This is a genomic window from Micromonospora sp. NPDC049081, from assembly GCF_040648835.1.
Classification (GTDB): Bacteria; Actinomycetota; Actinomycetes; order Mycobacteriales; family Micromonosporaceae; genus Micromonospora; species Micromonospora antibiotica.
This window is the reverse complement of the sequence record NZ_JBEZEK010000004.1, coordinates 85,616-112,369: the sequence shown is the minus strand read 5'-3', so window position 1 is coordinate 112,369 and position 26,754 is coordinate 85,616. Positions and strand designations below refer to the sequence as shown.

The window sequence follows — 26,754 nt, the reverse complement described above, 5'->3', positions numbered from 1 at the left end:
CACCCCCCTCCACCGCGGTCTCCCTCACCAGGTCACCGGCAGCCGGTCGAGGCCGTAGATGTTCGACTCCTTGCGGAACGGCAGGCCGTCGAGCTCCTCGGCCAACCGCAACCCGGGGATCCGGGTGAACAGGGAACGGAAGACGATCTCCAGCTCGGCGCGGGCCAGGTTCTGCCCGATGCACTGGTGGATGCCGTAGCCGAAGGCCATGTGGTGCCGGGCGCCCCGGTGGACGTCCAACACCTCCGCGTCGGGGAAGACGTCGGTGTCCCAGTTCGCGGAGGCGAACGACAACAGCAGCCCGTCGCCGGCCCGGACGGTCACCCCACCGACCTCGATGTCGGCGGTGGCCACCCGGGGCAGCGCGTCCACGACGGTGAAGTAGCGCAGCAGCTCCTCCACCGCCAGTCCCATCGCCGCCGGATCACCGGTGACCACGGCGAGCTGGTCGGGGTTCTCCAACAACCCGGCCACCCCCAGGGAGATCATGCTGGCGGTGGTCTCGAAGCCGGCGACCAGCAGCAGCATCGCCAACCCGACGAGCATGTCGTGGTCGAACAGCGGGGTCTGCCGGTTCTGCACCACCAGCCGGCCGAGCAGGTCGTCGGTCGGTTCCGCCTCCTTGGCGGTCACCAGGCGGTCGACGTAGGCCCGCAGCTCGCTGCTGGTCTGCTGGCGCTGCTCGGCGGAGACCGTCCGGCGCAGCTGCGCGTCGGCGCTGCGCACGATCAGGTCGCGGTCCTCGTACGGCATGCCGAGCAGTTTGGTGATCATCGAGGCGGGGACCGGCAACGCCAACGCGGCGACCAGGTCCACCGGTTTCGGCCCGGCCAGGATCGCGTCGATGCACTCGTCGACGGTGCGTTGGATGTGCGGACGCATCTCCTGCGCCCGGCGCAGCGTGAAGTCACCGATCAGCATCCGCCGCTGCGGACCGTGCTCCGGCTGGTCGAGCCCGATCAGCGAGCGGCCGACCGCGGCGATGTTGCGCCGGGTCTGCGGGGTCACCGGCTCGGTCAGCGGCAGGTTGGGGTGGAACCGGTCGGCGCTCACCCGGGGGTCGGTCAGCAGCCGGCGGACGTCGGCGTAGCGGGTGACCAGCCAGGCGAGTTGCCCGTCCGGCACCCGGACCCGGCTGACCGGCGCCTCGGCGCGCAGCCCGACGTACTCGGGGGCAGGGGCGAACGGGCAGGTCCGGGGCATCGGGAAGTCGGGTGCCTCCCCGGTGGACGCCGCATCGGCGGCGTATGTGCTGTTGACGGTCATCACGGTCCTTTCGCGGTGTGCGTCGGTGGGCCCGGACGGTGGCGACCCGGCACGCGGAGCCGACGGCGTACCCGGTGGCGACCCGGGACGCGCCGCGGCGGCGCGGGCCGGCTCATCCCGGATGCCGGGCGAGATGGGCGAGCAGGGCCGCGGAGAGCCGGTCGGGGGCCTCCTCGGGCACCCAGTGCGACACCCCGTCCAGGGCGAGGAACTCGTACGGGCCCTTCACCCAGGCGGCGGTGCCGTGCGCGGCGACCGGCCCGACACCGATGTCGGCACCGCCCCAGACATAGAGCGTCGGCACGTCGACCGGTCCGGCCTCGACGTCCTCCGGCCGGGTCGCCCGGTACCAGTTCAGCGCGGCGGTCAGCGCGCCCGGCGCGGTCAACCGGTCCAGGTAGGTCGCCAGCTTCGTCGGCCCCACCGCCGCGCCCAGCATCCGGCGCAGCAACGCCGCGTCGTCGGCCAACAGCATCCCCTCGGCCTGCCCCGGCTGCCGGAACATCGCCAGGTACGCCGAGCGGCTCTGCTGGTCGGGGTCGGCGGCCAGCGCGTCGGCGAACGGCCGGGGATGCGGCACCGACACCGCGGTGAAGGTGCGCAGCAGCTCCGGGTGCCGATCGGCCACCGCCCAACCGATCGCCGCCCCCCAGTCGTGCCCGACCAGGTCGAACCGGTCCCAGCCGAGCTGCCCGGCGACCGCGACGACGTCGGCGACCAGGGCGTCCATCCGGTACGCGTCGACGTCGTCGGGGCGTACCCCGGGGGAGTAGCCGCGCTGGTCCGGTGCGACGGCGTGGTGACCGGCGGCGCCCAGCGCGGCGAGCTGGTGCTCCCACTCGACGGCCCCCTCGGGGAAGCCGTGCAGCAGCAGCACGCCCCGGCCGTCGGTGGGCCCGGCGGTCAGCGCGTCGAAGGTGCCGGCGTCGGTGGTCAACCGCAGCGGTGTGGTCATGCCGGCCGCCCGGCCCGTGCGGCGGCCACGTCGCGGTACTGGTCGACCAGCCGGTGCAGCGCCGGGACCAGGTCGTTCGGGGTGGGCAGGCCGGCCACCTGGGTCCGCAGCCGTTCGGCGTTCGCCTTGAACGACGGGTCCTTGAGCACCCGGGCCAGATCCTCGGCGAGCGCCTCGGAGGTGAGGTGGTCGGCGTCGGCGACGAACCGGCCGGCCCCCTGCTGTTGCAGGCCGTTGGCGTGGGCCAGCGGCCCCCACCACTGGAAGCCCCAGTGCGTCCCCGGAATGATCAACTGCGGGACGGCCTGCTCGATGGCGGTGGCGAAGGTGCCCGCCCCGCCGTGGTGCACGATCGCCGCGCAACTCGGCAGCAGCATGGCCAGCGGCACGAAGTCGACCACCCGGACGTTGTCCGGCAGCTTCGGGATGGTGGCGAGCTGCTTGGCGTTGAAGGTGGCGATCACCTCGGCGTCCAACCCGCTCACCGCGTCCAGCAGGTCGGCGGCGGGAGCCTCGGTGCCGCGCCCGTTGCGGTGCGACTCGCCGAGGGTGAGGCAGATCCGGGGCCGCTGCTGCGGCTCCCGCAACCAGTCGGGGATCCGGGCCGGCGGGTTCACCGCGATGTGCCGCACCGGCACCAGGTGCAGCCCGTCGGGCTGGTACTGCCACGGCGGCATCGGGTCGATGGTGAAGTGCCCGACGGCGACGTCCTCGTCGAACCGGGTGCCGTAGCCGGTCAACACCCGGTCCAGCCAGTCACGCAGCGGATCGCCCTCGTCCCGGGCGGCCCGGCGCAGCTGGGTGATCCCGTCCGGGCCCATCATCATCCGGGCGTGCGGCACCCCGCACACGGTGGCCGCGGCCGGCGCCGCGTACACCATGGAGTCCCAGACCACCAGGTCGGGACGCCACGAGCCGATCAGCGCGACCAGGTCGGCGATCATCTCGTCGGTGGAGAACAACGCGAAACCCCAGGACGCCCGGGACAGCTTCTCCAACGGGTTGTCCCGGGGGAAGTCCTGCTGCAACGGCATCTCCTGGCGTTCACCGGGCGCCATCACCACCGGGGGTGCCTCGCCGGGGCGTACCCCGGGGTAGAACGCCGGCATCTCCGTGCGCGTCCGACCCACCTCGACCGGGACGAACCCGGCCGCGATGATGGCGTCGGCGATCTCGGGCTGACTGGCGACGCGGACGTCGTGTCCGGCCGTGCGCAGCGCCCACGCCAACGGCGTCATGATGTGCAGGTGCGCCTTGTTGGCGTGCGGCACGAAGAGCACTCTCATCCGGTCTCCCTCAGCTCGGTGTGGCCTGGCTCGGCAGGGGCGGCGGCCGGGACACGACCGGCACGCGGACATGCTGCTGCGCCCCCCGTCGACCTCCTCCCCACCATGATCTCGGCCCGGTCGCCCCCGGACATCTCCATACATGCCCTTTCCCCGTCGGCCACCGGGCATCGTCGAAGTAGGAACCCGCCGCCGACCTCTCCATACTCGACGGACAGGCGGCCCCACCCCAGCCACCGGCCGCCCACCGGTCGGGTGCCCCGCACGGCGGCGGCACCGCCGGCCGCCGTCGTGCTCGCGCCGCGCGCGACCGCCCGGCCAGCTGCCGGCACGGCCTTGCCTGCCCGTACGACGAAAGGGACCCCCATGTTCGCCGACGCCGACCCTGCCCTGATGGAACCCCGAGACTTCGCCCGACTGGTCACCGCCACCCCCGTCGACGAACTGCGCCGGGTGATGGGCGGCCCGCACCGCCGCACCATCCTCGACGGCATCTTCGTCCGGATGCCCACCCTGTTCCGGGCCGACCGGGCCGGCAACACCGAGGCCGTCCTGCACTGGAGCGTCGGCGACCGGCGCGAGGGCACGGTGGACACCTACGAGATGGTGATCGCCGGCGGTGAGTGTGTGCTGTCGGAGCGGCCGGACCGGGAGCCCCGGCTCACCCTGACCCTCAGCGACATCGACTTCCTCAAGCTGGTCAGCAGCAGCGCCAACCCGGTCACCATGTTCGTGCTGGGCCGGATGAAGGCCAAGGGCGACCGGGGACTGGCCATGCGCATCCCCACCCTGTTCGACATCCCGAAACCCTGACCCGGACGCGGCGGCGGGGGCGCACCCGGTGCGCCCCCGCCGACGTGTCCCCGTCGCCGGCCGGATCAGCCGGCCAACCGGCGGCTGATGTCCGCCCGCAGCTGCTTCTTGTTCACCTTGCCCACCGCCGTGAACGGCAGCTCGTCGACGGTCACCAGCCGCTCCGGCAGCTTGAACGCGGCCACCCCGGCCCGCTGCATCACCGCCCGTACGTCCTCCAGGGCCACCGTCCGGCCCGGTTGCGGCACCACGTAGAGGCAGACCCGCTCACCCAGCTCGGCGTCCGGCATGGCGACCGCGGCGGCCAGGCTCACCGCGTCGAGCTGGTAGGCGAAGTTCTCCACCTCCTCGGCGGAGATCTTCTCCCCACCCCGGTTGATCAGGTCCTTGTCCCGCCCCTCGATGACCAGGTTCCCGTCCGGCCGCAGCCGCACGATGTCGCCGGTGTTGTACCAGCCGTCGACGAAGGCCCGCGCGGTCAGCTCCGGCGACCGGTAGTAGCCGCGCGGCGTGTACGGCCCCCGGGTCAACAGCACCCCCGCCTCGCCCGGCGACACCGGCCGACCGTCCTCGTCGACCAGCCGCAACTCGTCGTCCGGGCAGATCGGGCGGCCCTGGGTGTGGCACACCACGTCCGGCGGGTCGGCCGGGCGGGTCAGGCAGAGCAACCCCTCCGCCATCCCGTACACCTGCTGCAACGCGCAGCCCAGGACCGGGGTGACCCGCTGGGCCACCTGGTCGGCCAGCCGGGAGCCGGCGACCTGCACCCGGCGCAGCGAACCGAGGTCCCGGTCGGGGTCCTTCTCCCGGTACTCCAGCCAGCGTTGCACGGCGGCCGGCACCAGCGAGGTGAAGGTGACCCGTTCCCGCTGCACCGTCTCGAACGCGCGCTCCGGTGCGGGCGACGGCAGGATCACCACCCGGCCACCGGCCAGCAACGTGCCCAGCAGACCCGGCCCGGCCATCGGATAACCGTGCGCCAGCGGCAGCACCGCCAGGTAGACCGTCGATGCGTCCACGTCGGACAGCTCGGCCGCCCGGCGCATCATGTAGCCGTAGTCGTCGTGGGTCCGGGCGATCAGCTTCGGCACCCCGGTGGTGCCGCCGGAGAGCAGGAACAGGGCGACCGCCGAGCCGGCGGGAGCGGCGGCGTCGAGCGCCGACCGGGCCGCCGCCGGGTCGTCCGCCGGCCGGCACAGCAGCCGCAGGTCGACACTGTCCGCGCGGACGTCCGCCCCGGCCACCAGCACGTGCCGCAGGGTCGGGGCGTCGGCGGCCACCTCGTGCGCCAACGCCTGATGGTCGAAGTCCTTCAACACGTCCGGTACGACCAGCGCCCGCGCCCCCGTCAACGCCACGATCGCGGCGATCTCCTGCCGACGGTGCGCCGGCAGCGCCATCACCGGGACCGCGCCCAGCCGGAAGCAGGCCACCGTCAGCACGACGAACTCCCAGCAGTTGGGCAGCTGCACCACCACCCGGTCGTCGGGGCGTATCCCCAGCTCCCGCAGGCGGGTGGCGGCCCCGTCCGCGCGGGCGGTCAGCTCGGCGAAGGTGAGCCGTACCGGGCCGTCGACCAGGCACGTCGCGGTGGGGTCGGCGTCGGCGGCGGCGTACAGCTGCGCCCCCAGCGAACGGTGAGTCCAGTACCCCCGCTCGGTGTACCGTGCCACCAGCTCCGGTGGCCACGGCACGGTCCCGTCGAGGGTAGGTCGGGTCGCTTCTGCGGACATGTGGGTCCTCCCGATCCGGTGGGTCGACGCGGCGCACCGGCGTCGGGGCCCGCGCGGCGCGACCGAGGAATTCGCGTGTCGAACTCGCGGGGAAACCGTACGGAGGCGCACCGCCGAGTTCCTTCTCCCGCATTGCGCTATTGCGCCGCCGGGCATTAACGGAGGTCACGGCGGGTGCCGGTGGCCGCCGTCGGCCGCCGACGATCGCACTCAGGAAGGTGCCCCTGTGATCGGTGGGGGAACAGGATGTTTCGCAGTTGAGGTCAGCGTCCGGACCTGACCGTCACCGCGACATTTCCGAAGGACAGCGACCACCGCATCCGGCTGTGTTCCGGGTGCGGTCGGCGATGTGGAGAGGAGCCTGGACGTGAGCCAGGATGGGGAATTTTCTGAGGCAGTGGCCATTGTCGGTATGAGCTGCCGGTTCGCCCCTGACCTTGACTCGTTGGAGAAGTTCTGGGCATTTCTCATCGGTGGTCGACATGCCGTGAGCGCCATGCCCGACAAGCGGTGGGAACCGTACGCCTCGACCAGCCCCCAGGCCACCGCGATCCTGCGGAAGACGACCCGACTGGGCTCATTCCTCGACGACATCGAGGGATTCGACGCGGACTTCTTCGGCATCTCTCCCCGGGAGGCGGACTTCCTCGACCCGCAGCAGCGGATCGTGTTGGAGTTGGCCTGGGAGGCGCTGGGCAACGCGGGTGTGCCGCCGTTGTCGCTGCGCGGTTCGGACGCCGGTGTCTTCGTGGCGGCCAATTCCAACGACTACGGCCGCCGCCTGCTGGAGGACATTCCGCGGACCGGGGCGTGGGCGGTCAACGGCACCACCTACTACGGCATCGCCAACCGCATCTCGTACTTCCTGGACCTGCGGGGCCCCAGCATGGCGGTCGACACCGCCTGCGCCGGTTCCCTCACCGCCCTGCACCTGGCCTGCCAGAGCCTGCGCGAGGGGGAGATTCCGCTGGCCGTCGTCGGCGGGGTCAACATCATGGCCAGCCCGACCCTGTTCGTCGCCCTGGACGCGGCCGGGGCGACCGCCCCGGACGGGCGCAGCAAGGCGTTCGCCGCCGACGCCGACGGCTACGGCCGGGGCGAGGGCGCCGGCGTGGTGGTGCTCAAGCGGCTGTCCGACGCCCGCCGTGACGGCGACGAGGTGCTCGCGCTGATCCCCGGCAGCGGGGTGTTCCAGGACGGCCGCTCCGACGGGATGATGGCGCCCAACGGCTCCGCCCAGGAGCACATGCTCCGGGTGGCCTACGAGCGTGCCGGCATCGCCCCGGAGACGGTGCACTACGTCGAGGCGCACGGCACCGGCACCCCGGTCGGCGACCGGGAGGAGGCCAAAGCGTTGGCCGCCGTCTTCGGCGCCGGACGGCCCGCCGACGAGCCCTGCCTGATCGGTTCGGTGAAACCCAACATCGGTCACGTCGAGGCGGGCTCGGGCATCGCCGGTGTGATCAAGGCGGTGCTGGCGTTGCGGCACGCCGAGATCCCGCCGAGCCTGCACCGCGAGCCGAACCCGGACTTCGACTGGGCCGGCTCCGGGCTGCGGCTGATCGGCGAGCGGTCCCCGTGGCCGGCCGGCGACAGCCCGCGCCGGGCCGGCGTGTCCAGCTACGGCGTCGGCGGGTCCATCTCGCACGTCATCCTCCAGGAGGCGCCGCCCGCCGTGGCCGCCTCGACCGGGGCCACGGCGGACCCGGCGCAGGCCGGTACCGCCTCGACCGAGGTCGTCGCCGGGGCCCGGCCGTCGGTGTACCCGCTCTCGGCGATGTCCGAGGCCGGGGTGGCGGCGTTGGCCGGCCGCACCGCCGACTGGCTGGTGGAGCACCCGGGGGCGTCCCTGCCGTCGGTGGGGCACACCCTGGCGCAGCGCCGCTCGCACCTGCCGCAGCGGGCCGCCGTGCTGGCCGCCTCACCCGGGGAACTCGTCGAGCGGCTGCGGGAGGTGGCCGACGGCCGCACGACCCCGCAGGTCGCCCGGGGCCGGACGGTGGCCGATCCGGCCCCGGTGGTCTGGGTCTTCTCCGGCCACGGCGCGCAGTGGGCGGGCATGGGCCGGCAGCTGCTGCGCGACGAGCCGGTCTTCGCCGCCGCCGTCGACGCGCTGGCCGAGGTGTTCCGCGAGGAACTCGGCTGGACGCCCCGCGAGGCGCTCACCGCCGGCGGCCCGTGGAACGGCGTCGAGGTGCAGGCGTTGACCTTCGCCACCCAGGTCGCCCTGGCGCAGACCTGGCGGTCCCGGGGGCTCACCCCGGCCGCCGTGATCGGGCACTCGGTGGGGGAGATCGCCGCCGCCGCCGTCGCCGGCAGCCTGGACGTGCTGGCTGCCGCCCGGTTCGCCTGCCAGCGGGCGCGCGCCCTGGAACGCCTGCAGGGCCAGGGCGGGATGGCCATGGTCGGGCTCGGCTTCGACGAGGCCCGGCAGCGGCTCGCCGGTTCGGTCGGCGTGGTCGCCGCCATCTCGGCCAGCCCCACCTCCACAGTGCTGTCCGGGGACCGGGAGACCGTCGAGCAGATCGTGACGCACTGGCGCGAGGAGGGGGTGGCGGTGTGGCGGGTCGACACCGACATCGCCTTCCACAGCCCGCACGTCGACGCCGCGGTGGCCGAGGTCGCCGCTGCGGCCGGTGCGCTGCGGCCCGGAACGCCCCGCACCCCCCTCTACAGCACCGCGTTGACCGACCCCCGGTCGACCGCGCCGCGCGACGGCGCGTACTGGGTGGCGAACCTGCGTGAGCCGGTGCGCTTCACCGACGCGGTGACGGCGGCGGTCGCCGACGGACACCGGGTCTTCCTGGAGGTCTCCACCCACCCGGTGGTCACCCACTCCATCGGGGAGACCCTCGCCCACCTCGGCGTCGAGGACGCCACCGTCGTGCACAGCCTGCGCCGCGACACCGACGAGGAACGTGCCCTGCTGGCCGGCCTGGCCCGGCTGCACTGCGCGGGCGCGGCGGTGGACTGGGAGCGGCTGCACCCGACCGGTTCGCTGCTGCCGATGCCCTCGGTGGCCTGGCAGCACCGGCCGTACTGGATCTTCCCGGAGGCCCGGGCCGAGTCCGGTCCCGGCGGGGGGCACGACCCGGAGCGGCACAGCCTGCTCGGCGGCCGGATGACGGTCTCCGGCGCCCCGCCCCGGCAGGTGTGGCAGACCTACCTGGACATGTCGTCGCGGCCCTACCCGCTCGACCACGAGGTGGTCGACGTCGAGATCACCCCGGCCGCCGTCCTGATCAACAGCTTCGCCCTGGCCGCCGCGGAGGACGGCCGGCTGCCCGCGCTGGCCGACATCGTGCTGCGTACCCCGCTGGCCGTCGCGCCGCCCCGGGTGGTGCAGATCGTCCTGTCGGAGAACACCGCCCGGCTGGCCACCCGGGTCGCCCCGCAGGACGGCGCCCCCGTCGTCGACGACGAGGAGTACGAGTGGATCACCCACTCGACGGCGACCATCGACTGGAGCACCGAACTGGTCGACGGCCGGGTCGACGTCGACGAGGTGCGGGCCCGGTGTCCGCAGGAGTGGTCCTGGCAGCGGGTCGACGAGATGTTCCGCCGGATGGGCGTCGGCGGCTACGCGTTCCCCTGGGACGTCGTGGAGCTGCGCCGCAACGACGAGGAGCAACTCGCCGACATCGTCATCGTGCCGCCCCCGGCGCAGACGGCCACCAGTTGGGCGCACGTCATCGACGGCGCGCTGACCATCAGCGCGGTGCTGGTCACCCCGGAGTACGCCAGGCACCAGTGGATGTCCTCGCACATCGAGTCGGTCGTCTTCTCGGGGGAACCACCGGCGCACATCACCGTCCACTCGGTGCGCTCGCCCAGGTCGCCGCAGGACACGGTGGACGTGCAGGTGGCCAACGAGCACGGCGAGGTCGTCTGCCAGGTGCGCGGCCTGCGGTTCTCCGCCATCTCGGACACCGACAGCGCGGTGGCCGCCCCCCGCGAGCTGGTGCACGAGGTGGTCTGGCGGTCGCTGGACCTCACCGTCGACGGCAGCAGCACCGAGCTGTCCCGGGTGGTCGTGGTCGGCGGTGACGCCGCCGCCGGTGGCCTGGCCGGGGCGCTGGCCGGCACCGGGCTGCGTACCGTGCGGGTGGACGGCCCGGACGAGCTGGCCACGGTCGGTCTCACCCCGCGCGACGCGGTCCTGGTCGCACCGGGTGCCGGCGACGCCGGCGAGTCGGCCGAGCAGGCCGCCGAACGGTGCGGCTGGGAGCTGATCCACAGCGCGCAGGCGCTGATCGAGGCCCAGGCGGCCGGGGGCGACCCGGCGGCCGCCCAGCCCCGGCTCTGGTGCCTGACCCGGGGCGTGCGGCAGGCGGTGGCGGAGCGGTCGCTGGCCCACGCCCCGCTGTGGGGCATCGCCCGGATCATCGCCGGGGAACACCCGGACCTGTGGGGTGGGGTCGTCGACCTCGCCGACGACGCCGACGTCCCCGCCGAGACCCTCGCGACGGTGCTGCGCCGGCTCACCGGCGACGAGGACGTCGTCTCGGTCACCGGTGGTGAGGTGGCGGTGCAGCGGCTCGGGCAGGTCGAGCGGCCCGCCGACGGCACCGCGTTGCAGTGCCGGCCGACCGACACCTACCTGATCACCGGTGGTCTCGGGGCACTCGGCCTGATGGTGGCCCGGTGGCTGGCCGACCGGGGGGCCCGGCGGATCCTGCTCGCCGGCCGCCGGGGCCTGCCGCCGCGCGCCGACTGGGACGGCGATCACGACGTGCGGACCCGCCGGCAGATCGACGGGGTGCTCGAACTGGAGGCGCTCGGGGTGACCGTCCGGACCCTGGCGTTGGACATCACCGACCCGGTGGAGGTCGCGGCGGCGCTCGACCCGGCCTCGCACGGCATGCCGGCGGTACGCGGCATCGTGCACGCCGCCGGCGTGGTACGCGACGCGATGGTGGACAAGGTCGACCGGGAGGGGCTGCACGACGTCCTCGGGCCCAAGGTGAACGGGGCGATGGTGCTGCACCGGCTCTTCCCCCCGGGCACGCTGGACTTCTTCGTGATGTTCTCGTCCTGCGGGCAGTTCACCCGGCTGACCGGGCAGACCACCTACGCGGCGGCCAACTCGTTCCTGGACGCCCTCGCGGCGCACCGGCACGCCGACGGTCACACCGAGACGACCAGCCTCGGCTGGACGTCCTGGCGCGGGGTCGGCATGTCCGAGTCGATCTCGTCGACCATGCTGGAGGCCAACTCCCGTGGCCTGGACGCGATCTCGGTGACCGAGGCGTTCCGGGCCTGGGCCTTCGCCGACCGGTTCCACAGCCCGTACCACGCGATCCTGCGGGTGCTGGCGCCCACCACCAACGCCCCCCGGCTGCCGATGCTGCGGGAGCTGACCGCGACCAGGTCGACCACCGAGGGGGGCACCGGTCAGGCGTTCAGCGTCGACTGGGTGGACACCCCGGAGCAGGAGCTGCGGGAACTGGTCACCGCCGACGTGCGGGAGCAGGCCGCCGCCGAGCTGAGCCTGGCCGCCGAGGACCTGGAGCTGCGCCGGCCGCTGGTCGAGCTGGGCGTGGACTCGGTGATGACGGTGGCGCTGCGGGTGCGGCTGCAGGGCCGGTACGGCCTGGAGCTGCCGCCGAACATCCTGTGGAACAAGCCGACCATCGCCGCCCTGGCCGACCACATCGTCGACAGTCTCCGCCCCGCGGAGCCCACCGACGACGACCCGGCCGACGACCCGGCCGCGTTGCGGGTGGGCTGACCCCACCTGCGGCGATCCCGCCGTACCCCGGCCGGTGCACCCACCGGCCGGGGTACGGCTATTTCTCGTCCCGCCCCCGGAAACGATTTCTCGGAAACGGTCTCCGACATCGCAATCGGGGAGATGTCAGCGGTGTCGGACCGCCGGAGGATAGGGGGGACGGACGGACCGTTCGGGGGTGAATGTGTCCACTGTCCGCAGTAGTCCCAGGAGAGGAAGCGACCACGATGTCCACTGGTACCCAGGTGGCTCCGGCCATTGACGGAGAAAAGGCACTCGACGCGTATTACGGGTCGTTCACCAGCGACCAGGAAAAGGAGGTCCTCACCGTTCCGTTGCGCCTGGTGCAGGCCTGGTCCCGCAACGACGCCGCCGGGGTGGCGAATGCGTTCACCGAGGACGGCGTGATGATCCTGCCGGGTGACGTGTTCAAGAAGGGCCGCGACGAGATCCGCTCGTTCATGGCCGCCGCGTACGCCGGGCCGTTCAAGGGCACCGGGGTCACCGGCCGCCCGGTCGACGTGCGGATCATCGCCGACGACGCCGCCCTGATCCGTACCCACGGTGGCATCCTCGCCGCCGGCCAGACGGACATCGCGGAGGAGCTGGCCGTGCGTTCCACCTGGGTCGTCGTCAAGCGCGACGGCCAGTGGCAGCTCGCCGGCTACCAGAACAGCCCGCGCGGCGCCGGCGCGACGCTGCGCTGGTGACCGGTCACCCACTCGGACAGGAGGAGACAGCATGAGCACCGAGGGCGCATCGCTCGTGGCCGGCGCCAAGCAGTGGGCCTCGTACTACGGCGACTTCCCCAACGGGGTGGAAGGGGCGGTGCTGACCGCGCCGCTGCGCTGCCGGGCGGCGTGGGACGCCAACGACGCCGAGGGCTTCGCCTCCCTCTTCATCGACAACGGCAGCATGCTGGTCGGCGACAACCAGCTGATGAGCCGCGACGAGATCCGGTCCTACCTCGGCGAGCTGTTCGCCGGCCCGTACAAGGGTTCCCGGTTGGCCCTGGAGTTCAGCGAGATCCAGGTCGTCTCGGAGTCGATGGCGCTGGCGGTCAGCGTCGGCGGGGTCGTCTACGCCGACGCCGCCGCCCTCGCCCCGGGCGACAACGTCCGCATCATGTGGGTCGTCGTCAAGCAGGACGGCGACTGGCGGATCGCCTCCTACCAGAGCAGCCCGGTTACCGGCTGAGACCGGTCCCGGCTGCGCCGGGGTGACCAGCGGGCCGTCCAGGGCCGGGACGACGAGGGGTCGGCCCGGCCCTGGACGACGAGAGGAGAAGAGGAACCGATGACCACGACCATGGCACCCTGGGGAGACGCCTCGGCGCTGCTGGCCGCCGCGGGCGTCCCCGAGGACCCGTCCTACTACCGGGGGTACACCGACGCCGACGAGCGGGCGGCGTTGACGGTGGCCATGCGTATCCAGGCGGCCTGGGCGGCCAACGACGCCGACATGTTCGCCGACGTGTTCACCGACAACGGCAGCCTGCTGATGCGCGACGAGCAGCTCACCAGCCGGGAGGAGATCCGGGCGTACATGTCCCGGGGTTTCGCCGGGCCGCTGCGAGGCGCCCGGGTGAAGGGTTGGCCGGTCGAGGTCAGCTTCCTCACCGACGACGTCGCTCTGGTGGTGACCGAGGGCGGCATCATCATGGCCGGCCAGGACGACATCGCGCCGGAGAACTTCATCCGGGCCACCTGGGTGATGCTGCGCCAACCCGACGGCCAGCTCCGGCTGGTCTCGCACCAGAGCAGCCCGATCAGGGGCTGACGCCGACGCGGTCGACGACGACCGCCCGACCGCCGCGGTCGTGGTGACGACGGGATCCCGATCACGGATCACCACGGCCCCGGGGCACGCCCGGCGGGGACCGCCCGGTCCCCGCCGGTGGCGCGGAGACCCGCGACCGACAACCGAGAACCTGACCTTGGAGGGTGCAGTGGTGTACGACTACGTCATCGTCGGCGCGGGATCAGCGGGGTGTGTCCTGGCCGCCCGGCTCACCGAGGACCCCGACGTCACGGTGTGCCTGATCGAGGCGGGTCCCCGGGACACCGCCGACAACATCCACGTCCCGGTGGCCTTCGGCACCCTGTTCCGCACCGCCCTGGACTGGGACTACGACACCCACGAGGAGCCGGCGCTGGGTCGGCGGCGGGTCTACCTGCCCCGGGGGCGGGTGCTGGGCGGCACCAGCTCGATCAACACGATGGTCTACATCCGGGGCGCGCGCGGCGACTTCGACGGTTGGGCGCAGCCCGGCTGGGGCTTCGACGACCTGCTGCCGTACTTCAAGCGGTCCGAGGACAACGAGCGGGGGGCCTCGACCTACCACGGGGTCGGCGGGCCGATGGCGGTCTCCGAGGGGCGGGCCAACAACCCGATGTCGTCGGCGTTCGTCGAGGCGGCCACCGACGCCGGCTACGGGGTCAACGACGACTTCAACGGCGCGGGGCAGGAGGGTTTCGGCTTCTTCCAGCTCACCCAGCGCGACGGCCGCCGGGAGAGCACCGCGACCGCGTTCCTGCACCCCGCCCTCGACCGGCCCAACCTGACCGTGGAGACCAACGTCCACGTGCACCGGGTGCTGATCGAGAACGGTCGGGCGGTCGGGGTGACCGGGACCCGGCTGGACGACACGCTGACCGTCACCGCGTCCCGGGAGGTCATCCTCGCCGCCGGGGCGTACAACTCGCCGCAGCTGCTGATGCTCTCCGGGGTCGGCCCGGCCCCGCTGCTGGGCGCGCTCGGCGTGCCGGTGCTGCTGGACCAGCCGCAGGTGGGGCAGAACCTCCAGGACCACGCGCTGATCCCGCTGGTCTACACCCACTCGCAGCCGATCAGCCTGCTCGCCGCCAACCAGCCCGAGCACCTGCAACGCTTCATGGCCGAGGGGCGTGGCCCGATGACGGCCAACGGGCCGGAGGCCGGCGGCTTCGTGCGTACCCGCGACGACCTGACCGCCCCGGACGCGGAGTTCCTGGCCGCGCCGGTGATGTTCGCCGACAGCGGGCTCGGCACCCCCACCCACCACTCGATCTCGTACGGCCCGTCGATGATCGCCCCGCGCAGCCGGGGGTACGTGCTGCTGGCCTCGGCCGACCCGACGGCCAAGCCGAAGATCGTGCACAACTACTTCCAGGACGAGCGCGACCTCGACGACGCGGTCGCGGCGACCCGGATCGGCATCCGGATCGCCCAGCAGAAGGCGCTGGCCCTGTACACCGAGGGACAGTTCGCGCCGCCGGCCTCGGACTCCGACGAGGACCTGCGGCACTACGTCCGGCAGTACGCCCACTCGATCTTCCACCCGGCGGGCACCTGCGCGATGGGCACCGTGGTCGACGAGCAGTTGCGGGTCAACGGGCTGGAGGGGCTGCGGGTGGTCGACGCCAGCGTCATGCCCACCCTGGTCCGGGGCAACCCGAACGCCGCCGTGATCGCCATCGCGGAAAAGGCGGCGGACCTGATCGCCGGGGTCGCGCCGCTGCCCCGGCAGGCCGAGGCGGTCGCCCGGTGACCTGCCGCCCGCCCGCCGACCCGTCCGTTCCGGTGGGCGGTGTCCTGTCCGCCGACCGTACCCGCACAGGAGGAGTGAGATGACCAGCGCGACCGAGGCCCCCCCGAGGGAAGAACTGGTACGCCGCGCCAGCGAGCTGGTGCCGCTGCTGCGCCGGCACGCCAGCTGGCAGGAGGAGAACCGGCGGCTGCACGACGAGACGGTCGAGGCGCTGGCCGACGCCGGCCTGTTCCGGATGCGGGTGCCGCGCCGCTACGGCGGCTACGAGTCGGACACCCGCACCCTGCACGAGGTGATGGTGGAGCTGGGCCGGGGCGACGGCTCGGTGGCCTGGACGGCGTCGGTGTGGGCGATCCCCGGCTGGATGGTCGGGATGTTCCCCGACGCGGTGCAGGACGAGGTCTACTCCACCCCCGACGTGCGGATCTGCGGGACGTTGAGCCCGTCGGCCAGCGGCACCCCGAAGCCCGGCGGCGGGATGGTGCTCAACGGCAGCTGGAGTTTCATCAGCGGCGCCCTGCACAGCCACTGGCAGGAGGTCATCGCGATGGCCCCCGCCCCGGACGGGGTGAACCAGTGGCCGGTGATGGCCCTGGTGCCGCTGTCCGACCTGGAGATCGTGGACGACTGGTACACCGCCGGCCTGCAGGGTTCGGGCAGCATCACCACGGTGGCCCGGGACGTCTTCGTGCCGCAGGAGCGGATCGTGCCGATGCCCGCCGTGCTCCAGGGGCAGAGCGCCTCGGCGCTCAACCGGGACCTGCCGATGTACCGCAACCCGTTGCTCGGGGTGGCGAACGCCTCCTCGGCCGGTACGGTGATCGGGCTGGCCCGGGCGGCCCGGGAGTTCTTCCTGGAGCGGCTCGACCGCAAGATCACCTACACCGACTACGCGACGCAGCGGGAGGCCCCGGTCACCCACCTGCAGCTGGCCGAGGCGACCATGAAGATCGACGAGGCCGAGTTCCACGCCCAGCGGATCACCGACCTGGTCGACACCAAGGGCGTCAGCGGTGAGCCGTGGACGTTGGAGGAGCGGGCCCGCACCCGGGCCGACATCGGGGCGATCTGCCAGCTCGGGCGGGCCGCCGTCGACCTGCTCGGGATGGCCAGCGGTGGCTCGTCGATCCTGCGCCAGGCCCCGATGCAGCGGGTGGTCCGGGACATGTACGCGGTCAACCTGCACGCGCTGATGGTCCCGTCGACGAACCTCGAACTCTACGGTCGGGTGCTGTGCGGGCTGGAGCCCAACTCGCCGTACATCTGAGTGCCGCCCGCCGGGCACGGCGGACGGTGGAACGAAGAAACGGACCCGCGGCACCGGTCGGTGCCGCGGGTCCGCCCGCATGTGCGGGTCGTCACATGTCGGGGCCACCTGCGCCGAGCACCGGACGGACCTCGACGAGGCCGAAGTTGGCCTCCGGGATCCGGGCGGCGTGCCCGACCGCCTGCTCGATGGTGTCGCACTCGATCAGGTAGATCCCGGCGACGTACTCCTTGACCTCGGGGAACGGGCCGTCGGTGGTGGTGACCTTGCCGTCGCTGACCAGGACCTTCTTGGCCTGGCCCTGGTCGGCGAGGGCCTCGGAGACGATCAGCTCGCCCGACTCGGACAGATCCTCCACCAGCGACATGTGCGCCTTGAAGCCCAGCTCCCGCTCGGTGTCGGACATGTTCTGCCAGGCGTCCCGGGTCTGCTGGTTGTGGCTGATCATGATCAGGTACTTCATGGGTGCCTCCTGAAGGCTCGAACTATTTGCTTACCCGTATGTCGAAACCAACGAGCCAGCTTCGACATCCAGGCAGAAGCGCACGTGACGTGCGCCGATGTCGAGGAGGGCACATGAGCACCGGTACCACACCGAGTTCGGACGAGGCGCTTGACGCGTCCGCGGACCGGCCGGATCCCCGTCGGTGGAAGGCGCTGGCGCTGCTCGGCTTCGTCCAGTTCATGTTCGTCATCGACATGACCGTGGTCAGCGTCGCGCTGCCGCGCATCCAGGGCGAACTCGACATGTCCCGGACCGGGCTGGCCTGGGTCGTCAACGGCTACGTGCTGATGGCCGGCGGTCTGCTGCTGTTCGGCGGCCGGCTCGCCGACCTGTTCGGCCGGCGGCGGATCTTCGTCACCGGCGTGGTCATCTTCGCCATCGCCTCGGTCATCTCCGGGGCCGCGATGAACCCCGAGATGCTCATCTACAGCCGCTTCCTCCAGGGCGTCGGTGAGGCGCTGGCCGCCCCGGCCGCGCTGGGCATCGTCTTCCTGCTCTTCTCGGCCCCGGCCGACCGGGTCAAGGCGGTCGGCATCTGGGGTGGCCTGTCGGGCCTGGCCGGCACGCTCGGCCCGGTCGTCGGTGGGCTCATCGTCGCCGACGCCAGCTGGCGCTGGATCTTCTACGTCAACGTCCCGGTCGCGGTGATCGCGCTGGCCCTGGTGGGCCGGTTGGTCGGCGAGACCCGGATGGAGCGCACCGGGCAGAAGTTCAACTTCGCCGGCGTGCTGACCGCCACGGCGGGTCTGGTGGCCATCGTCTACGGCCTGCTCCAGGCCGCCGAGCGGTCCTGGCTGTCGACGCAGGTGCTGCTGCCGCTCTTCGGCGGTCTGGCACTGATCGGGCTGATGCTGCTGATCGAGTCGCGGGCCGCCGCACCGCTGATCCCGCTGCGGTTCTTCACCAACCGCACCCGCGCGGTGGGTTACCTGGTCGGTCTGACCCTCTCCTGCGCCTTCTTCGGGTTCACCTTCCTGACCACCCTCTTCGAGCAGCAGGTGCTCGGCTACTCGCCGCTCAAGGGCGGCCTCTCCTTCATCCCGGTGGGTCTGGGCATCGCCTTCGGCGTCGGGCTGTCCACCGGCATGATCCCGAAGTTCGGCGTCAAGCCGGTGATCATCGTGGGTCTGCTCGGGGTCACCGGCGGCCTGTTGCTGCTCAGCGGGATCTCCGTCGACACCCACTACGCCAGCGGCATCCTGCCCGGCATGCTGGTGCTGGGCGTCTTCTTCGGCCTGGCGATGCCCGGCACCGCCAACACCGCGCTCTACAAGGTGGGCACCCAGGACACCGGGCTCGCCTCCGCCATGCAGAACGTGATGCAGCAGGTCGGTGGCGCGCTCGGCCTGTCGGTCCTGGTGGCGCTGGCCCTGCGGTTGGGCGGGGACCGGCTCGCCGAGGGGGTGAACGCGAGGGTCGCGGCCACCGAGGGGTACGTGCTGTCCTACCGGGTCTCCGCGGTGCTGCTCCTGGTCGTCGCCCTCGTCGTGCTCCTGCTGCTGGAGAAGATCGGCATTCAGGGCGACTGGGCCACCCCCGACGACAAGACGCCGTCCGACAAGACCACCGCCGACGCCCCGTTGGCCGGTACCGGCGACGCCGACACCCCGTCGGGTGCCCCGGCCGCCGCCGACGACCGGACCGGTGCTCCACCCGCACGTTGACCGGTCGGCGTCCGGGTGGTTGCCGCCGCCCGGACGCCGTTCCCGCCCCGCACCGACCCACCCCCCCCGGGTCGGTGCGGGACGGGCCGGCCGGCCCTTCCCCCGGGGCCGGCCGGCAGCCCGGGACCGGCCGCACCGGTCCCGGTGTGCCACCCGGACCGTCCCCCCGGTCCGGGCCGGAGAACCTGCCGTCCCCCCGGCAGGCGTCAGCCCCGCCGGATCCCCCTTCCGGCGGGGCTGACTCGGCCCACGCGAGCACCGGCGGCCGCGCGGCGCGGCGGTCGGTGTGCGGCGGTCAGTGTGCGGCGGTCTGCGGCACGGCCACCTCGGCCGGCTCCGCGCTCCGGCGACGCCGCCCGTTGAGCAGCGCCCCGATGAACGTGTAACGGACCAGGTAGCGGTAGCTGAGCAGGGTGAGGGGATAGGTGACCAGCAGGATGGCCGGGAACTTGACGAACCACGGCACCGCCACCTGCGACACCGCCGCCTGCAGCGCCATCACCAGCGGGAGGTGGACGACATAGACCCAGTACGACGCGTCGGCCACGTACCGGATCGACGGGTTCGGCCGGGACAGGTGCCGCATGGCCGCCCCGATCAGGCCCATCGTCCACGCCCACACGGCCAGCGTGTAGACGACCGCGTAGGCGACCTTGTGCCAGCCCAGCGACTCGGGTTCGGTGTCCGGAGTGAGCCCCACCATGGCCAGCGCGATCGCGGTGAGCACGACCGCCGCCACCAGGTTACGGGGATACCGCCGCTCCCACACCCGGATCACGTCCACCTGGCGGTTGAGCAGCCAGCCGAAGCCGAACGCGCACCCGTAGGCGACCAGGCCCACCGGGTTGGGGATCAGCCCGTTCTCGGCCGGCGGCACCCCGTACCAGAGCAGCCAGTCCTGCTTGAGCAGGAAGGCGACGCAGAGCGGGGCACCGACGACCAGCGGGGTGAGGTCACGGGCGACGACGTTGCGGACGATCGGGTCGACCAGTCCACTGCGCCGGCTGCCGTCGGGGTCGAGCAGGTTGACCACCGCGCGGACGACCAGTGCCAGCACGTAGAGGACCAGCAGCCAGTAGAGGAACCACAGGTGGGTCAGCGGGAAGGTGCGCAGGGTCATCGGGGTGGCCCCGGGCACCTCCTCACCGGCCAGGTTCGCCGCGATGATGATCGCCACCACGGTGGAGACCATCACCACCGGCCAGAAGATCGCCAGTGGGGCGAGGATGCGCACCGCCCGGTTGCGGACGAACCCGGCGGTGCCGCGCCGGTGCAGCAGCAGCCGGGCGAAGAAGCCGGCGATCAGGAAGAACAGCGTCATCCGGAACACGTGGATGACGAAGTAGGTGCCGTTCATCACCGGGCTCGTCGACACGTCCCCCACCACCCAGGTGCGGGGCTCCAGGAAGGACAGTGTCGTGTGCAGCACGACGCCGAGGAGCAGGGCTCCCGCGCGTACCGCGTCGAGGGCGTGCAGTCGTTCGGAGGCGCTCGTGGCGGCGCCGGGGACAGGGGTCGAGGGGATGGCCATGTTCTGCTCTCCACTACCCGCGGTCTCGGGTCCGTCCCGATTCCGCGCGTTCGTCGGGCGTCGGGAATAGGCGGCGCCGGTAGCCCCGGAAGAGGTGGTGCGTGCTCCGGGCCGACCGGCCGGACAGCACTGAGGGAGTTGCTGTCGACCGCTACGGGGAGGCTATAAAACATAGACAATCATGGTCATCCGCGCTTGCGTCAAAATTGTTTCATCTTTCGGTTGCCGGCATCGGCCTTTCGGCCTTTCCGGCTAATTCGTCGTTTCTGCGTCTCGGTCGGGAGCGAATTCGGGAGCCCGTGGGCCGCCGGACTCACCGACCGGTCAGGCCCGTTGGGTCGCGCGTAGCCGCAGGAACCGCTGCTCCGGGACGCTGAGCGTCGCCTGGGCGGCCAGCAGGTAGTGCCGCCGGGCCTCCGCCCGGTCACCGAGCAGGTCGAGCAGGTGGGCCCGCACGACGTGCACCCGGTGGTTACCGGCCAGCACCGGATCGGTCTGGGCGGCGGTCAGCTCCGCGAGCGCGGCCTGCGGCCCGTCCACCATGGCGACCGCCACGATCCGGTTCAGGGCGACCATCGGACCGGGCGCGATGCGCCGCAACAGGTTGTAGAGCCCGAGGATCTGGGGCCAGTCGGTGTCCTCGGCGCGGGCCGCCTCGTCGTGCACCGCCGCGATCGCCGCCTGCACCTGGTACGGCCCGACCGGAGCAGTCGCCAGGGTGCGGGTGATCAACGCGACGCCCTCCTCGATGGCCCGCCCGTCCCACCGGGACCGGTCCTGCTCGGCCAGCGGAATGAGCGCCCCGTCCGGGCCGGTGCGGGCCGGCCGTCGGGCGTCGGTGAGCAGCATCAGCGCCAGCAGCCCGGTGACCTCCGGTTCGTCGGGCAGGCGCTCGTGCAGTTGCCGGGTCAGCCGGATCGCCTCGGCGGTCAGCTCGATCCGGTTGAGCGCCGGCCCCGAACTGGCCGTGTAACCCTCGTTGAAGATCAGGTAGAGGACCTCCATCACGGCGGCCACCCGGGCCGGCCGATCCTGCGGCGCCGGCATCCGGAACTCGGCGCCACTGGCCCGGATGCGCTGCTTGGCCCGGCTGATCCGCTGGGCGACGGTGGACTCCGGCACCAGGAACGCCCGGGCGATCTCGGCGGTGCTGAGCCCGCCGACCGCCCGCAGGGTGAGCGCCACCTGGGAAACCCGGGTGAGCGCCGGATGGCAGCAGAGCATCAGCAGGGTCAGCGTGTCGTCCACGGCGGAGACCCGACCGGGCTCCGGGGCGGTCAGGGCGGCCACCGCACGCTCCCGGCGGCGGCGGGCGGCGTCGTTGCGCCACAACTCCGTCCAGCGGCGGGAGGCGACCGTGGTCAGCCAGCCCCGGGGGTTGGCCGGCAACCCTTCCTCCGGCCACTGCACGGCCGCCGCGAGCAGGGCCTCCTGCACGGCGTCCTCACAGGTGTCGAAGCCGCCGTGCAGGCGTACCAGGGTGGAGAGCACCTGCGGCGCGTGCTCGCGCAGCAGGTCCTCGACGTCGGTGGTGACGGTCACGCGTCCGGCCGGGCGGCGTCGAGGACCGGACGCACCTCGACCAGGCCGAGTTGCGCCTCCGGCACCCGGGCCGCGTGCGCCACCGCCTGCTCGATGGTGTCGCACTCCACCAGGTAGAAGCCGGCGAGATACTCCTTCACCTCGGGAAACGGGCCGTCGGTGGCGATGGTGCGGCCCCGGTCGACCCGGACCCGACGGGCCGTCGCCGGATCGGCCAACGCTTCGGAGACGATCAGTTCACCGGCGGCGGCGAGGTCTTCGACGAGGGTGGCGTGGGCCTTGACGCCCAGTTGCCGTTCGGTGTCGGACATGTCCTGCCACGCGTCACGAGCCTGCTCGTTGTGGCTGATCAGGATCAGATATTTCACCGCACCTCCAAGGTCGGAGATGATTGTCCCACCGGTAGGTCACAACCAGCACCGTCGCTACGACACAATACAGACGTGCAGCTCAGCGTGGGTAGGTCGACGCGGCCACAGGGTGCCGCGTCGTTTTCGTCGGTGGGGTCGGCGACATCGGGTCTGCTGGTCGGCGAGGGCAGCTGAAAAGGAATTCGTCCTCTCGACTTCAGGCGTTTCCCCGTCCGTCATCCCCGGGCGGCGACGAAATCCAGGATCGACACTCCGACATAGTCGATCATCTCGTCGGTGAGTGCCGGATAGACCCCCACCCAGAGAGTCTGCTCGGTGACGATGTCGCTGTTGGTCAGCTCGCCGACCACCCGGTAATGCTGGTTCAGGTAGGCCGGGTGCCGGGTCAGGTTGCCGGCGAACAGCTGCCGGGTGCCGATCCGCCGGTCCTCCAGGAACGCCACCAGCTCGGAACGGGTGAACGGCGCCGCCGGGTCGACGGTGATGACGAACCCGAACCAACTCGGCTCGCTGTTCGGGGTGGCCTCGGGCAGCAGCAGGTGCGGCACCCCGTCGAGGCGCTCGCGCAGCCGACGCCAGTTGCGCCGCCGCAGCGCGGTGAACTCGTCCAGCTTGGCCAACTGGGTCAACCCCAACGCGGCCTGCAGGTCGGTCGCCTTCAGGTTGTAGCCGACGTGCGAGTAGATGTACTTGTGGTCGTAGCCCTGGGGGAGCGTGCCGAGCTGGTACTTGAACCGCTTCAGGCAGGTGTTCGACTCGCCCGGCGGACACCAGCAGTCCCGACCCCAGTCGCGCAGCGACTCGACGATCCGGGCCAACGCCAGGTTCGAGGTGAGCACGCAGCCACCCTCACCCATGGTCAGGTGGTGGGCCGGATAGAAACTCACCGTGGACAGGTCGCCGAACGTGCCGGTCAGCGCACCGTCGTAGGTGGAGCCCACCGCGTCACAGTTGTCCTCGACGAAGAACAGGTCGTGCGCGTCCGCCAGCTCCGCCATCTCCCGGGCCGGATACGGGTTGCCCAGCGTGTGGGCCAGGATGATCGCCCGGGTCTTCGGGCCGATCGCCGCGGCCACCCGCTCCACACTGGTGTTGTAGGTGCCCAGATCGATGTCGACGAAGACCGGCACCAACCCGTTCTGCAGGATCGGGTTGACCGTGGTGGGGAACCCGGCGGCCACCGTGACCACCTCGTCACCGGGGCGTAGCTGCCGGTCCTCCAGCAGGTCGGAGGTGAGCGCGCTCACCGCCAGCAGGTTCGCCGACGAGCCGGAGTTGGTCAGGTGCGCCTTGCGGCGGTGCATCTTGCGGGCGAACTCCGACTCGAACCTGCGGGCCAGCGGGCCGGCCGCGATCCGCATGTCCAGCGCGGCCTCCACCAGCGCCACCCGGTCCTCGGCGTCGAGCAGCGCCCCGGAGGGCCAGATCTCGGTCACCCCCGGGATGAAGGGCTGGTTGGGCTGTGCGTCCTGGTGGAACTTACGGACCTCGTCGAGCAGCAGCGCTCTACGGTCACTCATGCCCGGACTCCTTCTCGTGATCGCGACAGGTGTGCGTACCGGTGGTGGGGCCGCGCCGGTCGCCGGTCGGGCCGGATGCCGGCGGGACCCGGCGGCCGTCGGCGCTCACCGCGGCCACCGGACGGCCGACCCGCCGGCCGGCGCGGCACCGGCGGTCTCCCGCCGGGCCAACCGCGTGAGCGCCCGGACGGTCTCGGCCGGGGACGGCTGTGCCGCGACCTCCCCGGCCACCGCACCGGCCGCGACCGCGAACCGGGACTGGCCCAGCACCAGCCCCGCCGCGTCGGCCACCCCGCGCGGGGTCGCCACGTCCAACCGGACGGCCAACCCCACCCCGGCGGCGGCGATCGCCTCCGCGTTGTCCAACGCGTCGTCGAACTTGGGCAGTACGAGCTGCGGACAACCCGCGGCCAGCGCGGTCAGGGCGGAACCCTGTCCGCCGTGGTGGATCAGCAACCGGCAGGTCGCCACCAGCTCCGACAGCGGAATCCGGCCCGCGTACCGGACCGCCGACGGCAGCGGTGGCAGCTGACGGGCGGCCTCGTCGTCGATGGCCAGGACCAGTTCGGCGTCGAGGGTCGCCAGCTCCTCGACCAGCCCGGTGAGCAGACCACCCATCCCGGCGTCGGTCAGGTGCGGCAGGACGGTCCCCATGGTCAGCCCGATCCGGGGCCGCGGCGGCGGGTCGAGCAGCCACTCCGGCACCCGGGCGGCACCGTTGTACGGCACCGGCCGCAACCCCAGGTGGGCCCGGGCGTGCGGCAGCCGCAGGCTCGGCGGCCACGGGTCGAGCACCAGATCGGCCCGGGGAAGCCGGGTCAACCCGAGCCGGTGCAGGTCACCCCGGAGCACCGTCTCGGCGGCGGCCCGGTACTCGACGAGTTCCGCGACACCCCAGTGCAGCTCGACGTACGGGACACCGGCGGCGCGGGCGGCCACCGGGCCGGCGTACTCGGAGCGCTCGGCGAGCACCAGGTCCGGTCGCCAGGACCGGACGGTCGCCAGGGTGCCGGCGAGGTTCCGCGACGCCATTGTCGCGAAGACCTCGCCGTGTCCGTAGGGGTCGTCCTCGATGCCGTGCGGCGAATCCGGCCGCACCAGCTCGCGGATGTCCATCCCCGGCCCGGCCGAGACCGCCGGCAGACCCGCCTGGGTCACGGTCGGCACGAAGTGCTCGGTGCAGGCGACCAGCACCTCGTGCCCCGCCGCCCGCAGCGCCCAGGCGAGCGGCACCAACGGGAAGAGGTGGCCGTGCATCGGTGCGCTGGTGATCAGCACGCGCATCTGCGGCTCCGACGGCTCAGGGCGCCGCCGGAACTGCGCGGCGACGGATACCGGTAGTGACCATTACCAGTAGATCGTGGCAGAGGCCGGGAGGCCGGACACCTCCCAGCGTGCCGTCGTACCCGCCGCCCGTACGGCCACTGTGGACCGGCGGTGGTCAGCCGGCCGGGCGGACCGTCACCACGCTCGGCAGCCCGTTGTCGGCCGCCGCCTCCAGCGGGGCGACCCGGGAGCCGGTCACCGCGATACCGTCCATCCGCACCACCGGGGCGAACCAGGCCAGTTCGGTGAGCCGGGCCACCGCCTGCTGGAACAACCCCGCCTGGGTGGTCGGCTCCGGCTCGGCGACCGCCCGCTGCAGCAACTGCTTCAACTGCGCGTCGTCGGTGGCGTACGGGTTGAACGGGTTGGCCACCGGCCGCATGAAGTCCAGAGAGGACAGATAGGTCGGCAGATTGCCGTAGCCGAACGCGGTGACCGGGAACTTGCGCGACATCACGTGCTCCAGCCACTGCGGCACCTGGGTGTCGGTGGTCAGCTCGACGGTCACCCCGATCTTCTTCCACTGCCCGGCCACCACCTGCGCGACGGCGGCGATGCCGGGGGTGTGCGCCTCGGCCTTCACGGTGAAGCCGTTCGGGTAACCCGCCTCGGTGAGCAGCGCCTTGGCCCGGTCCGGGTCGTACGGGTAGCGGTCGTCCAGGGCCGCCTGGTAGCCGTCGAAGCCGGGGGCGGCGATCTGACTGGTCGGGTGCGCGAACTCGCCGAAGATGGTCTTGGCGATCGTGGCCCGGTCGATGGCGTGGTTCAACGCCTGGCGTACCCGCACGTCGCGCAGCGGCGCGGCGACGGTGCCGTCGCGGTCGGCGAGCACCATGCCGAGCACCGCCACGCTCGCCGTGATGTGCTTGAGCCCGGCGGCGACGACCGCCGGACCGGCGTCGGCGTTGAGCGCGGCGTAGTCGATCTGCCCCGCCTGGATGGCCTGCACGGTGGCGTTCGCGTCCGGCAGCACCCGGACCACGACCTTCTTCCAGTGCTGCCCCTCCTTGTTCCAGTACCGGGGGTTGGGCAGGTAGGTGTAGTGGTCGCCGGCCACCGTGCCGGCCGGGTCGAGCTGGTACGGGCCGGCCCCGAAGGTGCGCTGGGCGAGCTGGCCCGGATCGGTCAGCCCGGCGGGGGAGACCACCGAGCCGGACAGGATCGCCTGGCTGAACAGCTGCCGCATCACCGGGTTCGGGGCGCTGTTGGTGACCACCACCGTCGCGGCGTCGGGTGCGGTGACGCTGGTGATGGTGGCCGCCCAGGTCTTCGCCTTCGGGCTGACCGTCCGCATGTACTCCAGGGACTTGACCACCGCCGGGGCGTCCAGCGGGGTGCCGTCGGCGAAGGTCAGCCCCGGGCGCAGCTTGAGCTGGAAGACCTTGTTCTGCCGGTCGACGTAGCCGAACGACTCGGCCAGCTCCCCGGTGAACGTCCGGTCGGCGTTCATCCGGATCAGTGGGGCGTACGCCAGCGCCACCGTCGGAATGTTGTTCAGGTCGATGTTGGCCTTGTAGGGGTCCAGCGTCGGCGGGGCCGCCACCGCCATGGTCAGGACGGCGTCGTCGGCGCCGCCCCCCGGCTCGGCGGTGCCGGAACAGGCGGTCAGCGAGCCGACCGTGAGCAGCGCGGCGGCGACCAGGACTCGTACCTGGTGGACGCTTCGGCGCGGACGATGCGCGAACATGGCCATCCTTTCCCGGCGGACGCCGGTG

General features: G+C 72.3%; 19 protein-coding genes. 8 read left to right on the top strand and 11 right to left on the bottom strand.

The genetic code is table 11. The features are described from left to right. Positions 1-24 precede the first annotated feature (24 nt). The 3 genes from AB0B63_RS09240 to AB0B63_RS09230 all read right to left on the bottom strand — a co-directional run bounded on the left by AB0B63_RS09240 (position 25) and on the right by AB0B63_RS09230 (position 3,507). Positions 25-1,266: a cytochrome P450 gene (locus AB0B63_RS09240; RefSeq protein WP_357016193.1), complete on the bottom strand. Its 1,242-nt coding sequence runs from the start codon at positions 1,264-1,266 to the stop codon at positions 25-27. A 112-nt stretch (positions 1,267-1,378) separates the two neighbouring features. After that, entirely contained in the window at positions 1,379-2,221 is an 843-nt protein-coding gene (locus tag AB0B63_RS09235; protein ID WP_357016190.1) for an alpha/beta hydrolase, read from the bottom strand. Beyond that, positions 2,218-3,507 (bottom strand): nucleotide disphospho-sugar-binding domain-containing protein, encoded by a 1,290-nt coding sequence (locus tag AB0B63_RS09230; protein WP_357016187.1) that lies wholly within the window; start codon positions 3,505-3,507, stop codon positions 2,218-2,220. The genes AB0B63_RS09235 and AB0B63_RS09230 overlap by 4 nt, the downstream gene beginning before the upstream one ends. 366 nt (positions 3,508-3,873) lie before the next feature. Between AB0B63_RS09230 and AB0B63_RS09225 the strand changes: the two genes are divergently transcribed. Continuing rightward, on the top strand, positions 3,874-4,320 hold the full coding sequence (locus tag AB0B63_RS09225; protein WP_208566655.1) for an SCP2 sterol-binding domain-containing protein: 447 nt from the start codon (positions 3,874-3,876) through the stop codon (positions 4,318-4,320). 65 nt (positions 4,321-4,385) lie between these two features. Here the strand turns inward: AB0B63_RS09225 and AB0B63_RS09220 are convergent, their stop codons facing one another. Then, positions 4,386-6,053: an AMP-binding protein gene (locus AB0B63_RS09220; RefSeq protein WP_357016182.1), complete on the bottom strand. Its 1,668-nt coding sequence runs from the start codon at positions 6,051-6,053 to the stop codon at positions 4,386-4,388. Between the two features lie 367 nt (positions 6,054-6,420). Here AB0B63_RS09220 and AB0B63_RS09215 point away from each other — a divergent pair, with 367 nt between their 5' ends. The 6 genes from AB0B63_RS09215 (at position 6,421) to AB0B63_RS09190 (ending at position 16,580) form a co-directional block, all read left to right on the top strand. Continuing rightward, on the top strand, positions 6,421-11,784 hold the full coding sequence (locus AB0B63_RS09215) for a type I polyketide synthase (protein ID WP_357016178.1): 5,364 nt from the start codon (positions 6,421-6,423) through the stop codon (positions 11,782-11,784). A gap of 227 nt (positions 11,785-12,011) precedes the next feature. Continuing rightward, complete coding sequence (locus AB0B63_RS09210; protein WP_219462701.1) at positions 12,012-12,494, top strand: SgcJ/EcaC family oxidoreductase; 483 nt, start codon at positions 12,012-12,014, stop codon at positions 12,492-12,494. Positions 12,495-12,525: 31 nt separating this feature from the next. Next, positions 12,526-12,981, top strand: a complete 456-nt coding sequence (locus AB0B63_RS09205; RefSeq protein WP_208566651.1) for an SgcJ/EcaC family oxidoreductase — start codon at positions 12,526-12,528, stop codon at positions 12,979-12,981. Positions 12,982-13,080: 99 nt separating this feature from the next. Further along, positions 13,081-13,563 carry an SgcJ/EcaC family oxidoreductase gene (locus AB0B63_RS09200; RefSeq protein WP_219462682.1) on the top strand — a complete coding sequence of 161 codons (483 nt, stop codon included), beginning with the start codon at positions 13,081-13,083 and terminating at the stop codon, positions 13,561-13,563. Between the two features lie 172 nt (positions 13,564-13,735). Continuing rightward, positions 13,736-15,313, top strand: coding sequence for a GMC family oxidoreductase N-terminal domain-containing protein (locus AB0B63_RS09195; RefSeq protein ID WP_208566650.1), 1,578 nt, complete (start codon positions 13,736-13,738; stop codon positions 15,311-15,313). A gap of 79 nt (positions 15,314-15,392) precedes the next feature. After that, a complete protein-coding gene (locus AB0B63_RS09190) occupies positions 15,393-16,580 on the top strand; it encodes an acyl-CoA dehydrogenase family protein (protein WP_208566649.1) in 1,188 nt (395 codons plus the stop codon). 91 nt (positions 16,581-16,671) lie between these two features. On the opposite strand, the gene AB0B63_RS09185 is transcribed toward AB0B63_RS09190, so the two are convergent. Then, a complete protein-coding gene (locus AB0B63_RS09185; protein WP_208566648.1) occupies positions 16,672-17,043 on the bottom strand; it encodes a YciI family protein in 372 nt (123 codons plus the stop codon). A gap of 113 nt (positions 17,044-17,156) precedes the next feature. On the opposite strand from AB0B63_RS09185, the gene AB0B63_RS09180 reads away from it, so the two are divergent. Beyond that, positions 17,157-18,749, top strand: a complete 1,593-nt coding sequence (locus AB0B63_RS09180) for a DHA2 family efflux MFS transporter permease subunit (protein ID WP_208566647.1) — start codon at positions 17,157-17,159, stop codon at positions 18,747-18,749. 295 nt (positions 18,750-19,044) lie between these two features. Here AB0B63_RS09180 and AB0B63_RS09175 read toward each other — a convergent pair whose 3' ends face one another. The 6 genes from AB0B63_RS09175 to AB0B63_RS09150 all read right to left on the bottom strand — a co-directional run bounded on the left by AB0B63_RS09175 (position 19,045) and on the right by AB0B63_RS09150 (position 26,726). Then, on the bottom strand, positions 19,045-20,280 hold the full coding sequence (locus tag AB0B63_RS09175) for an acyltransferase family protein (RefSeq protein ID WP_357016169.1): 1,236 nt from the start codon (positions 20,278-20,280) through the stop codon (positions 19,045-19,047). Positions 20,281-20,604: 324 nt separating this feature from the next. Beyond that, complete coding sequence (locus AB0B63_RS09170) at positions 20,605-21,822, bottom strand: DUF6596 domain-containing protein (RefSeq protein WP_208566645.1); 1,218 nt, start codon at positions 21,820-21,822, stop codon at positions 20,605-20,607. Further along, on the bottom strand, positions 21,819-22,190 hold the full coding sequence (locus AB0B63_RS09165; protein WP_208566644.1) for a YciI family protein: 372 nt from the start codon (positions 22,188-22,190) through the stop codon (positions 21,819-21,821). The genes AB0B63_RS09170 and AB0B63_RS09165 overlap by 4 nt, the downstream gene beginning before the upstream one ends. Positions 22,191-22,408: 218 nt before the next feature. Further along, complete coding sequence (gene rfbH / locus AB0B63_RS09160; protein ID WP_357016165.1) at positions 22,409-23,713, bottom strand: lipopolysaccharide biosynthesis protein RfbH; 1,305 nt, start codon at positions 23,711-23,713, stop codon at positions 22,409-22,411. A 105-nt stretch (positions 23,714-23,818) separates the two neighbouring features. Further along, a complete protein-coding gene (locus tag AB0B63_RS09155; protein WP_208566642.1) occupies positions 23,819-24,997 on the bottom strand; it encodes a nucleotide disphospho-sugar-binding domain-containing protein in 1,179 nt (392 codons plus the stop codon). A gap of 157 nt (positions 24,998-25,154) precedes the next feature. After that, complete coding sequence (locus AB0B63_RS09150) at positions 25,155-26,726, bottom strand: ABC transporter substrate-binding protein (RefSeq protein WP_208566641.1); 1,572 nt, start codon at positions 26,724-26,726, stop codon at positions 25,155-25,157. Positions 26,727-26,754 lie beyond the last annotated feature (28 nt).